The 12,064-nt window shown below is 40.0% G+C and carries 6 protein-coding genes, 10 tRNA genes and 3 rRNA genes; 17 read left to right on the top strand and 2 right to left on the bottom strand.

Annotated elements, in window-relative coordinates; translation table 11 throughout:
- The 16 genes from CAT7_RS11145 to CAT7_RS11070 all read left to right on the top strand — a co-directional run.
- Positions 1–660 (top strand): 16S ribosomal RNA (locus CAT7_RS11145); the annotation flags it as partial.
- A 105-nt stretch (positions 661–765) separates the two neighbouring features.
- A tRNA-Ile gene (locus CAT7_RS11140) sits at positions 766–839 on the top strand.
- Positions 840–877: 38 nt separating this feature from the next.
- Positions 878–950: transfer RNA gene (locus tag CAT7_RS11135), tRNA-Ala, on the top strand.
- Positions 951–1,111: 161 nt separating this feature from the next.
- Positions 1,112–4,032 (top strand): 23S ribosomal RNA (locus CAT7_RS11130).
- 91 nt (positions 4,033–4,123) lie between these two features.
- Positions 4,124–4,239: ribosomal RNA gene (gene rrf / locus CAT7_RS11125) — 5S ribosomal RNA — on the top strand.
- 22 nt (positions 4,240–4,261) lie between these two features.
- Positions 4,262–4,337, top strand: a tRNA-Val gene (locus tag CAT7_RS11120).
- 1 nt (position 4,338) lies between these two features.
- A tRNA-Lys gene (locus CAT7_RS11115) sits at positions 4,339–4,411 on the top strand.
- 42 nt (positions 4,412–4,453) lie between these two features.
- Positions 4,454–4,538 (top strand) — tRNA-Leu (locus CAT7_RS11110).
- Between the two features lie 35 nt (positions 4,539–4,573).
- Positions 4,574–4,646, top strand: a tRNA-Thr gene (locus CAT7_RS11105).
- Positions 4,647–4,655: 9 nt separating this feature from the next.
- A tRNA-Gly gene (locus CAT7_RS11100) sits at positions 4,656–4,727 on the top strand.
- A gap of 49 nt (positions 4,728–4,776) precedes the next feature.
- Positions 4,777–4,865 (top strand) — tRNA-Leu (locus tag CAT7_RS11095).
- 3 nt (positions 4,866–4,868) lie between these two features.
- Positions 4,869–4,942, top strand: a tRNA-Arg gene (locus CAT7_RS11090).
- A gap of 36 nt (positions 4,943–4,978) precedes the next feature.
- Positions 4,979–5,052 (top strand) — tRNA-Pro (locus CAT7_RS11085).
- A 717-nt stretch (positions 5,053–5,769) separates the two neighbouring features.
- On the top strand, positions 5,770–6,231 hold the full coding sequence (locus CAT7_RS11080) for a CtsR family transcriptional regulator (RefSeq protein WP_007725633.1): 462 nt from the start codon (positions 5,770–5,772) through the stop codon (positions 6,229–6,231).
- 26 nt (positions 6,232–6,257) lie between these two features.
- Positions 6,258–8,750, top strand: a complete 2,493-nt coding sequence (locus CAT7_RS11075; protein WP_007725631.1) for an ATP-dependent Clp protease ATP-binding subunit — start codon at positions 6,258–6,260, stop codon at positions 8,748–8,750.
- Between the two features lie 127 nt (positions 8,751–8,877).
- Positions 8,878–9,261, top strand: a complete 384-nt coding sequence (locus tag CAT7_RS11070) for a hypothetical protein (protein ID WP_007725627.1) — start codon at positions 8,878–8,880, stop codon at positions 9,259–9,261.
- Between the two features lie 69 nt (positions 9,262–9,330).
- Here the strand turns inward: CAT7_RS11070 and CAT7_RS11065 are convergent, their stop codons facing one another.
- Positions 9,331–10,194, bottom strand: a complete 864-nt coding sequence (locus CAT7_RS11065; protein WP_007725625.1) for a helix-turn-helix domain-containing protein — start codon at positions 10,192–10,194, stop codon at positions 9,331–9,333.
- A 123-nt stretch (positions 10,195–10,317) separates the two neighbouring features.
- Here CAT7_RS11065 and tadA point away from each other — a divergent pair, with 123 nt between their 5' ends.
- The gene (gene tadA, locus CAT7_RS11060; RefSeq protein ID WP_007725623.1) at positions 10,318–10,842 is read left to right on the top strand and encodes a tRNA adenosine(34) deaminase TadA; all 525 of its coding nucleotides are present in this window, start codon (positions 10,318–10,320) and stop codon (positions 10,840–10,842) included.
- Positions 10,843–10,999: 157 nt separating this feature from the next.
- Here the strand turns inward: tadA and proC are convergent, their stop codons facing one another.
- Positions 11,000–11,809: a pyrroline-5-carboxylate reductase gene (gene proC, locus CAT7_RS11055; protein WP_007725621.1), complete on the bottom strand. Its 810-nt coding sequence runs from the start codon at positions 11,807–11,809 to the stop codon at positions 11,000–11,002.
- Positions 11,810–12,064: the final 255 nt, after the last annotated feature.

Below are 12,064 nucleotides of genomic sequence, written 5' to 3'. Positions count from 1 at the left end.
CTGGGGAGTACGACCGCAAGGTGAAACTCAAAGGAATTGACGGGGACCCGCACAAGCGGTGGAGCATGTGGTTTAATTCGAAGCAACGCGAAGAACCTTACCAGGTCTTGACATCCTTTGACAATCCTAGAGATAGGACTTTCCCTTCGGGGACAAAGTGACAGGTGGTGCATGGTTGTCGTCAGCTCGTGTCGTGAGATGTTGGGTTAAGTCCCGCAACGAGCGCAACCCCTATTATTAGTTGCCAGCATTCAGTTGGGCACTCTAGTGAGACTGCCGGTGATAAACCGGAGGAAGGTGGGGATGACGTCAAATCATCATGCCCCTTATGACCTGGGCTACACACGTGCTACAATGGATGGTACAACGAGTCGCAAGGTCGCGAGGCCAAGCTAATCTCTTAAAGCCATTCTCAGTTCGGATTGCAGGCTGCAACTCGCCTGCATGAAGCCGGAATCGCTAGTAATCGCGGATCAGCACGCCGCGGTGAATACGTTCCCGGGTCTTGTACACACCGCCCGTCACACCACGAGAGTTTGTAACACCCGAAGTCGGTGAGGTAACCCTTTTGGGAGCCAGCCGCCTAAGGTGGGACAGATAATTGGGGTGAAGTCGTAACAAGGTAGCCGTATCGGAAGGTGCGGCTGGATCACCTCCTTTCTAAGGAAACTAACGGAAACCCACACATTCGTACTTACTTTGTTTAGTTTTGAGAGGTCTAATCTTCTCATTAATATAATATCTTATTGAAGTGCCTAATACGTTGGGCCTATAGCTCAGCTGGTTAGAGCGCACGCCTGATAAGCGTGAGGTCGATGGTTCGAGTCCATTTAGGCCCACTTTTCATTTGCACAAATAATATAAGATGTTTGCTCTTGGGGCCTTAGCTCAGCTGGGAGAGCGCCTGCCTTGCACGCAGGAGGTCAGCGGTTCGATCCCGCTAGGCTCCATTGCAACTTTAGTTGCGAAAATTTAAGTTGTTCTTTGAAAACTGGATAAAGTTAAAAATTGTAATTCAAGTAAGAAACCAGAAACACACCGAAAATTTTTAAAAGTAAGTTTTTAAGGTTCTCATCGAAAGATGAGTATTGAAAATTAACGATTAACCATAGGTTAAGTTAATAAGGGCGCACGGTGAATGCCTTGGCACTAGGAGCCGATGAAGGACGGGACTAACGCCGATATGCTTTGGGGAGCTGTAAGTGAGCTTTGATCCAAAGATTTCCGAATGGGGGAACCCAGCATCTTTTATAGGATGTTACTGCTGACTGAATACATAGGTCAGTAGAGGTAGACGCAGAGAACTGAAACATCTAAGTACCTGCAGGAAGAGAAAGAAAAATCGATTCCCTGAGTAGCGGCGAGCGAAACGGGAATAGCCCAAACCAGAAAGCTTGCTTTCTGGGGTTGTAGGACTGAACACATAGAGTCATAAATGATTTTGGTAGGAGAAGCGACCTGGAAAGGTCTGCCGAAGAAGGTAAAAGCCCTGTATCCGAAACCAAATTCACTCTGATCAGTATCCTGAGTACGGCGGAACACGAGAAATTCCGTCGGAATCCGGGAGGACCATCTCCCAAGGCTAAATACTCCCTAGTGACCGATAGTGAACCAGTACCGTGAGGGAAAGGTGAAAAGAACCTCGGAAGAGGAGTGAAATAGCCCCTGAAACCGTGTGCCTACAAATAGTTAAAGCCCGTTAATGGGTGATAGCGTGCCTTTTGTAGAATGAACCGGCGAGTTACGATCCCATGCGAGGTTAAGTTGATGAGACGGAGCCGCAGCGAAAGCGAGTCTGAATAGGGCGAATGAGTATGTGGTCGTAGACCCGAAACCAAGTGATCTACCCATGTCCAGGTTGAAGGTGCGGTAATACGCACTGGAGGACCGAACCCACGTATGTTGAAAAATGCGGGGATGAGGTGTGGGTAGCGGAGAAATTCCAATCGAACTTGGAGATAGCTGGTTCTCTCCGAAATAGCTTTAGGGCTAGCCTCGGAATTAGAATCATGGAGGTAGAGCAACTGTTTGGACTAGGGGCCCTTCTCGGGTTACCGAATTCAGATAAACTCCGAATGCCATTGATTTATATCCGGGAGTCAGACTGCGAGTGATAAGATCCGTAGTCGAAAGGGAAACAGCCCAGACCACCAGCTAAGGTCCCAAAGTTTATGTTAAGTGGAAAAGGATGTGGAGTTGCTTAGACAACTAGGATGTTGGCTCAGAAGCAGCCATCATTTAAAGAGTGCGTAATAGCTCACTAGTCGAGTGACCCTGCGCCGAAAATTTACCGGGGCTAAACATAACACCGAAGCTGTGGATAGAACCATTGGTTCTATGGTAGGAGAGCGTTCTAAGGGCGTTGAAGCTAGATCGTGAGGACTAGTGGAGCGCTTAGAAGTGAGAATGCCGGTATGAGTAGCGAAAGACGGGTGAGAATCCCGTCCACCGAATGACTAAGGTTTCCTGGGGAAGGCTCGTCCTCCCAGGGTTAGTCGGGACCTAAGTCGAGGCCGAATGGCGTAGACGATGGACAACAGGTTGAGATTCCTGTACCAGTTTGTTTTGTTTGAACAATGGAGGGACACAGTAGGCTAAGGAATACGCGCTGTTGGATATGCGCGTCCAAGCAACAAGTTTTGAAGTGAGTCAAATGCTTGCTTCTTTAAGAACAAGTTGTGATGGGGAGGGAAATTAAGTACCGAAGTTCCCGATGTCACACTGTCAAGAAAAGCTTCTAGTTAGAAACAAACTGCCCGTACCGCAAACCGACACAGGTAGTCGAGGAGAGAATCCTAAGGTGTGCGAGAGAACTCTCGTTAAGGAACTCGGCAAAATGACCCCGTAACTTCGGGAGAAGGGGTGCTGACCAATTGGTCAGCCGCAGTGAATAGGCCCAGGCGACTGTTTATCAAAAACACAGGTCTCTGCAAAATCGTAAGATGACGTATAGGGGCTGACGCCTGCCCGGTGCTGGAAGGTTAAGAGGATGGGTTAGCTCTCGGGCGAAGCTCAGAATTGAAGCCCCAGTAAACGGCGGCCGTAACTATAACGGTCCTAAGGTAGCGAAATTCCTTGTCGGGTAAGTTCCGACCCGCACGAAAGGCGTAACGATCTGGGCACTGTCTCAACGAGAGACTCGGTGAAATTATAGTACCTGTGAAGATGCAGGTTACCCGCGACAGGACGGAAAGACCCCATGGAGCTTTACTGCAGTTTGATATTGAGTGTTTGTACAGCTTGTACAGGATAGGTAGGAGCCAATGAAGCCAGGACGCCAGTCTTGGTGGAGGCGTTGGTGGGATACTACCCTTGCTGTATGACCACTCTAACCCACAGCCCTTATCGGGCTGGGAGACAGTGTCTGACGGGCAGTTTGACTGGGGCGGTCGCCTCCTAAAGTGTAACGGAGGCGCCCAAAGGTTCCCTCAGAATGGTTGGAAATCATTCGCAGAGTGTAAAGGCATAAGGGAGCTTGACTGCGAGACCTACAAGTCGAGCAGGGACGAAAGTCGGGCTTAGTGATCCGGTGGTTCCGCATGGAAGGGCCATCGCTCAACGGATAAAAGCTACCCTGGGGATAACAGGCTTATCTCCCCCAAGAGTCCACATCGACGGGGAGGTTTGGCACCTCGATGTCGGCTCATCGCATCCTGGGGCTGTAGTCGGTCCCAAGGGTTGGGCTGTTCGCCCATTAAAGCGGTACGCGAGCTGGGTTCAGAACGTCGTGAGACAGTTCGGTCCCTATCCGTCGCGGGCGTAGGAAATTTGAGAGGAGCTGTCCTTAGTACGAGAGGACCGGGATGGACACACCTCTGGTGTACCAGTTGTTCTGCCAAGGGCATTGCTGGGTAGCTATGTGTGGACGGGATAAACGCTGAAAGCATCTAAGCGTGAAGCCCCCCTCAAGATGAGATTTCCCATCACGTAAGTGAGTAAGACCCCTGAGAGATGATCAGGTAGATAGGTTGGAAGTGGAAGTCTAGCGATAGATGGAGCGGACCAATACTAATCGGTCGAGGACTTAACCAAATTTTTTAAACGGTGTAAGACGGTTTCAGAACGAAAAACGATTTTTAACTTATCCAGTTTTGAGAGAACAACGTTCTCTTGATTGAAATTGTGTGGTGATGATGGCAAGAAGGTCACACCTGTTCCCATGCCGAACACAGAAGTTAAGCTTCTTAGCGCCGATGGTAGTGAAGGGTTTCCCTTTGTGAGAGTAGGACGTTGCCACGCAGATTCAATTTTTTTATCATATGGAGGTTTAGCTCAGCTGGGAGAGCATCTGCCTTACAAGCAGAGGGTCGGCGGTTCGATCCCGTCAACCTCCACCATGAGTCATTAGCTCAGTTGGTAGAGCATCTGACTTTTAATCAGAGGGTCGCAGGTTCGAATCCTGCATGACTCATAACTAATCATTCAACCATGTTTAGTTATGCCATGTTTTTTTGCGGGTGTGGCGGAATTGGCAGACGCACTAGATTTAGGATCTAGCGTTGAAAGACGTGGGGGTTCAAGTCCCTTCACCCGCACCATTTTTTATTTGAATGATTAGTGAAGTACCACTTTAGCCGGCTTAGCTCAGTTGGTAGAGCATCTGATTTGTAATCAGAGGGTCGAGGGTTCAACTCCTTTAGCCGGCATTTTTTTTTGCGAAAGTAGTTCAGTGGTAGAACATCACCTTGCCAAGGTGGGGGTCGCGGGTTCGAATCCCGTCTTTCGCTTACTAGGTTGACTAGTAAGCTCATTCGTAAGAATGAAAACTGTTCTAAAGCCGGGGTGGCGGAACAGGTAGACGCACAGGACTTAAAATCCTGCGGTGAGTGATCACCGTGCCGGTTCGATTCCGGCCCTCGGCACCATTTGCACCCATAGCTCAATTGGATAGAGTACTTGACTACGAATCAAGGGGTTAGAGGTTCAAGTCCTCTTGGGTGCATTTTTCTTTTTAAAGAAAGAATGAAAAGTCAGTGAACGGGAAGTAGCTCAGCTTGGTAGAGCACTTGGTTTGGGACCAAGGGGTCGCAGGTTCGAATCCTGTCTTCCCGATAAATAATTCATAAAAGGTAGTTTCTCTAGTCTAAGAGAAATTACCTTTTATTTGTCTTTCAATAATTATGTAGGTTCTTCGTCAAATTGTGCGGATAGAGACTTGGCATCGTCTTAATCCTAAAGTCTAATAATGGTTAAAAGTTCGAATGGGAATGAATGATTTAGCAGAGGGATTGTGAGCAACTGTAGTGCTAATAAAAGCTGCTGTAATGAACAAACAAAGTATTTAATGGATCGTACTCTTTCAAGGGCGATTAAGGCTGGGTGGTCTTAAATAGGTCATGTATTATAGGTGGAAAAGAAATAATGCTATTACATGAATCTGCTATGAATATGAAGACTACAGTTGTAGGTCAGTTATTGGTTTACAAAGACATTTTGTTCTATAAATGACTGATTTGAAAATTTCTTCTTTATTTATCGTTAAATAGTGGCAGTTTAGAGGCTATTTTAAATGAAAATGAGTAGAGTTGCTTTTCAAATCCGTTTATTTCTCGTATAATGAAAGTCAGGATTAGTCAAGAATGCTTTCTGGTTCTCACTAGGAGTATCCTCCGTTATTAAGTTAGTTTATGTTAGTGATAGACTAATTAATTAAGTCCAGTGTTGGGATGATAAGAAAAGGAGTGTTACTAAAAAAACACCATTGCAATGTAGAGTAAATAAAGCTATTATCTGTATCATACATTAAAATGTTTTAGTAACAGGTAACCCATGCATAATCAAAACATGTCGGATATCATTGAAGCGTATTTAAAAAAAGTTTTAGGTCAAGATGAACAAGTCGAAATTAGGCGTAGTGAAATGGCAGATCGATTTAAGTGTGTTCCTTCCCAAATAAATTATGTTATAAACACTCGCTTTACTGTACAGCAAGGTTATTTGGTTGAAAGTAAACGTGGTGGTGGCGGGTATATCCGTATTATTAAAGTTAAGTTGTTAGATGAAGCTGAAATGTTGGATATGATGATTGATATTATTGGAAATAAAATTACGCAAAAGAATGCTTATTCTATTGTAGAGAGATTATTTGAAACTGAGATGTTGACTAAGCGAGAGGCCAATATCATGTTATCTGTTATGGACAAATCACTTTTAAACGCTAATGGCATAAATGAGAATGAATTAAGAGCTAAATTATTGGTAGCATTTTTAAATAATTTAAAATACGAATAAAGAATAAAATCGGAGGCGAAATATAGATGGATGAATTATTTTCTGAAAAAGCAAGAATGGTTTTAATCATGGCGCAAGAAGAAGCAAAAGGATTTCGTCACCATTCTGTAGGAACTGAGCATATTCTTCTAGGATTAATTATGGAACAAGAAGGAATTGCTGGAAAAACGTTACGACAATTTTCTGTGACTGAAATGGATGTTCGAGAAGAAATCGAGCATTTTACGGGTTATGGAACAATGAAATATCTTTCTAAAAATGCCATTCTTCCGTATTCGCCAAGAGCTAAACAAGCTATTACATTTGCTACAGATGAAGCAAGACGTATGGGCTCAGTATTTGTGGGTACAGAACACTTGTTGTTAGGATTATTGCGTGAAGAAGACATATTATCTTCTAAGATTTTAAGCAATTTGGATATCGATTTAAATAAAGCGCGTCAAATCGTATTGAAAAAAATTGGTTTGAGTGATATAACGAATGGCAAAGGTAGAAAAGCAAAACCAGCTTCCAAACAAGTTATTGGTACACCCACTTTAGATTCTCTAGCACGTGATTTAACTTCTGTGGCTAGAGAAAAAAAATTAGATCCAGTAGTTGGTCGCCATAAAGAGATTCAACGCATTATTCAAGTCTTGAGTCGTAGAACAAAAAATAATCCTGTGTTGGTAGGAGAACCCGGTGTTGGTAAAACAGCCATTGCAGAAGGATTAGCCCAAAAAATTATTGATGGTGAAGTTCCGACAGCATTAGCAAATAAACGTTTAATGATGCTCGATATGGGATCATTAGTGGCAGGAACAAAATACCGTGGTGAATTTGAAGAACGAATGAAAAAAATTATAGATGAAATTTATCAAGATGGTGAAGTAATCTTATTCATAGATGAACTGCATACGTTAATTGGTGCTGGTGGAGCAGAAGGTGCCATTGATGCATCTAATATCTTAAAACCTGCATTAGCACGTGGTGAATTGCAAACTATAGGAGCAACAACATTAGATGAATACCAAAAATATATTGAAAAAGATGCAGCATTAGAAAGAAGATTTTCACCAATCCATGTTGATCCTCCTTCAGAAGAAGAAACAGAAGAAATATTATTGGGATTGCGTTCTAGATATGAAGAACATCATGGCGTTAAAATTACGGATGAAGCTGTCCATGCTGCAGTGAAGCTTTCATCACGGTACATCACATCAAGACAGTTGCCAGATAAAGCTATCGATTTAATCGATGAATCTGCTTCTAAAGTACGACTGGATGTTTCAAGCAAACCATCTCCAGTTGCGGCTGCAATTGCAGAATTGGAAGATTTGATACAAAGTAAAGAAGAAGCTATACAGTCACAAGATTTTGAGAAAGCAGCTAGAATTCGTATAAAAGAAATGAAACAACGCAAAAAAATTGAAAACTTGCTACAAAAAAAAGAAGGAAAAGCTTCTTCAAACTCACTCCAAGTAACGGAAAGAGATATCGCTGAAGTTGTATCTTTATGGACAAGTATTCCAGTTCAACAAATGGAACAAAAAGAATCCGATCGATTAATGAATTTAGAAAAAATATTGCATAAACGAGTAATCGGGCAAGAGCAAGCCGTTGGGTCAGTTTCTAGAGCAATCAGACGTTCTAGAAGTGGGTTAAAAGATCCAAATCGACCAATTGGTTCATTCATGTTCTTAGGGCCTACAGGTGTTGGTAAAACAGAATTAGCTAAAGCACTTGCTGAAGCTATGTTTGGTAATGAAGAAGCACTAGTTCGGGTCGATATGTCTGAATTTATGGAAAAATATAGCACGAGTCGTTTAATTGGTTCACCTCCTGGATATGTTGGATATGATGAAGGTGGTCAACTAACTGAAAAAATTCGTCAAAAACCGTACTCTGTTATTCTTTTTGATGAAGTTGAAAAGGCTCATCCAGATGTATTTAATATTTTATTACAAGTTCTTGATGATGGACATTTAACAGATTCAAAAGGCCGAAAAGTTGATTTTAAAAATACGGTTATGATCATGACATCTAACTTAGGAGCAACAGCTTTGAGAGATGAGAAATCTGTTGGATTTGGTACAGCAAACAGTAAAAAAGATCATTCAGCAATGGAAAAACGTATTATGGAAGAATTGAAAAAAACATTTAAACCAGAGTTTATTAACCGTATTGATGATTCTATCGTATTCCATTCACTGGAAAAACCAGAATTAACACAAATTGTAAAATTGATGGCACAAACGGTTGTTAAACGATTGAAAGACATGGATATCGACGTTAAAATCACACAATCAGCGATTGATGTAATTGCTAAAGCTGGCTATGATCCTGAATATGGCGCACGACCAATTCGTCGCGCACTTCAAAAAGAAATTGAAGATCGATTGAGTGAAGAATTGCTAAGTGGTCGGGTCAAGATAGGCGATCAAGTAACAATTGGTGCTACAAAAGGAACCATCCGCATTACTGTAAAAGACGTAAAAAAAGTAGAAAAAAAAACGCTGACTACAACTGAAAATAGTTGATTCCACTGATTAAACACAAAAAACGTCTAGCATCTAATAAAGAGATGCTAGACGTTTTTATTCGTATTTAAAATTTCTTTCTGCTATGATAATAAGAAAGAAATAGATGAAGGGAAAGTGAATCAATATGAAAAATTCAACTAAAGCTTTATTAATAGGTTTTGGAACGGTCTTTGCAGTAGGAGCGATTGTTGTTTCTTCTTCAAACATGGCAATGGAAAAAATTGAGTCAAAAATTAATCGTAAAAGAGCAAGGTATTTTGTAAAAGAAAAATTAAAAGGCAACGAAAATGCAATGAGTGTTGTTGATGATTTATCTGATATAGAAGTAGCTAATCTATTAAGTGTTGTAGATAAAGTTTCAGATTTGAGAGGCAGTGTAAGTTCTTACGGCGAACATTTCAAAGAAACTACAAATGATTTTAAAGATGCTTTTATGGATAAAAAACATGATTTGAAACACGAACTAAAACATCATAAAAAAGAGATGAAACATAAATTAAGAAAATAAATCTGTTTACGACCACTAGTAAGCAAATAAAAATGAGCTACCGTTAAATTTTTAACGGTAGCTCATTTTTTAAAGGGTTAATAAGTAGCAAAGAAGTAAATCATTTCTATTCTTTAATGAAAGACCAGAGTCATCAAAAAAACGGTCCAAGCGATATTGTAAAGTATTTCGGTGAATATAAAGCTGCTTAGCGGCTAAGCTAATGTTTCCTTGATTCAGCCATATTGCGGCAATTAATTCTTTTATTTCCGGGTGAGAAGCTAAATCTTTTTTTAATTGTTGGATAATCGGACTTTTTGTTAGAGCTTCTGAAGCATAATAGTTCAATGCCACATCAGACAAGGAAAAAACTTGTTTGTTTTTTTTCAACTGATTAAAAAAGATTGTTTGTTCCTCTTGAAAAAGTTTTTTGAAATGTAAAGAAATGTCCCAATATTGACCAATGTAACCAGTTGTTTTAGTTGAAAAATCATCGTCTATCGTTTGTAAGAACCCAGTCGTTTCATCTTGTGTTATCGAGTAACCTGAATAACGATGAATTAATAAGCCATAATGGTCGTTAACAAAGAAAGCCTCTTGTACATCTTCAAAAAAACTTTTAAATGAACTAAGCCAAAGGTTCTTATCAAAACGAGTGTCTTTTTTATTGATCTCAAATTGAATAACACGATAGACACCTACTTCAATAGGAGGAGAAGGATTGTTTTCAATTAAAAACTTCTGCCATTTCGATTGGGGTATTTCTGCATTTTGACCAGTGGTATCTTTATTAAAAAGGAGAGTAAGTAATTCTTTTTCTGATGCGGTTAACTGCTTTTTATCAAAATGAATCCATTGATCTTGATAAGGAAAGGTTAAGTAAGCCGGATCATTTTTTATATCATCTGTTAAAAAAGTAGAGGGATAGATAGATTTTAATTGATTGAAATTCATAAAAGCACTCCTTTAAATGGAAACCGTTACATTTATTGTCTATTGTTATTCTATCATTATTTTCACAATTATGTAGATAAATTATGCTATGATAAAGAAAAGAACAGGCAAAGGATTGGGCAGATGTTAACTATTGAAGAAAAAACATACTTTATGCAAGAAGCAATCAAAGAAGCTCACAAGGCGAAGGAAAAATTAGAAGTTCCTATCGGTGCTGTCGTTGTATTAAATGGGAAAATCATTGGTCGTGGTCACAATATTAGAGAAGAATCAAATGATGCAACAACTCATGCTGAGATGCTAGCTATCCAAGAAGCAAATCGCTATTTAGGAAATTGGCGATTAGAAGAAACGCAGTTATTTGTGACCTTAGAACCTTGTCCTATGTGTAGTGGAGCAATGATTTTATCTCGGATAAAGGAATTATATTATGGAGCGAGTGATCCTAAAGGTGGGACGGCGGGTACATTGATGAATTTGCTTGATGATAACCGTTTTAATCACCAAGTGCAAATAGAAAAAGGGCTTTTAGAGGAAGAATGTAGTGATTTATTAAGCAATTTTTTTAGAGAGTTACGAAAGCGTAAAAAAGAAGAAAAAGCCCAAAGAAAGGCTATTAAATTAAAAGAAGACAACGACCAAGGATAGCAAAGTATTAAACAAGGGAACTCTTCACAGGGGGTTTATCTAAAACTGTTTCCAAGATTATGACGAGTATACGTAAAAACTAGACTAAAAAAACTTCAGTGATTCACTTATTGAAGGTTTTTTAGTCTTATTTGTATTTCAAATAGAGAAGAGAGTACTAGCGCATCATTTCTTGATCTTTATCAATCACTGCTTGTACAGCTTTTGTAACGGAAGAACTAAAACCAGCATCTTCTAGCGCTAGGATTCCTTCAACAGTTGTGCCACCTGGTGAAGAAACTTGATCTATCAAGTTCCATGGGGTTTCTTTACTTTCCAGTACAAGTTTCCCGCTTCCAAGAACAGCTTGAGCAGCAATTCTGGTAGCGACTTCTTTAGACATACCATTTCTAACAGCCGCTCTGGCTAATGAATCAATAAATAAAAAGACAAAAGCAGGAGAACTGCCGGCAATTGCTGTAAATGTACTAAAATCTTTTTCAGGTAATTCAACAACTTCACCAATCGCTTTAAACATAGTAAGAATAAATTCCTTTTGTTGAGAAGTAGTATAGCTATTACCACATATAGCTGTCATTCCTTCTCCAATTTGTGAATTTAAATTAGGCATCACCCGAATAATAGCTGTTTCATTACCACTTTTTAATAAATCTGATAGTTTATGAAGAGATGTTCCAGCAGCAATAGAGACAACTAGAGGTTGATGAATAGCAATTTCATCTTTAATTTCTGCTAAAATAGTTGGAAATACATTTGGTTTAGCGGCTAGTACTAAAACGTCAACTTTTCCAACCAATTCTTTATTCGAAGAACAAGCTTGAGTACCCGTTTCTGAAGTGAAAAGAGATAATTTCTCTTTGGTTGTATTGTGAACATAAATATCTTGAGGAGAAGTATGACCGTTTTGAATCATACCTTCTATAATGGCACTAGCCATATTTCCAATTCCAATGAATCCTACTTTCATGATGAACACTCCTAATTTTCTTTTTATCTATTTATTTTACCATAACTTAACAGCCAAAATTAAAAAGCATTAGTTATCGATAAGATTGATTAGAAGAAAACGGAGCTTGATGCAAAACGTAACCACTACGATTTGAATAATGCTTTAATAATTTACCATGCTTAATTTTAGAAGTCAATCAAATAGTACACTTAAATTGGTATTTAAAATAAAGTTTGCATAGATAAATAAAATCCTGTAATATATAAAACGTAA

This window comes from Carnobacterium sp. AT7, assembly GCF_000171855.1.
In the GTDB taxonomy this organism is placed as follows: Bacteria; Bacillota; Bacilli; order Lactobacillales; family Carnobacteriaceae; genus Carnobacterium_B; species Carnobacterium_B jeotgali.
The sequence above is the reverse complement of the archived record's forward strand: the minus strand, read 5'-3'. Positions and strand labels throughout refer to the sequence as shown.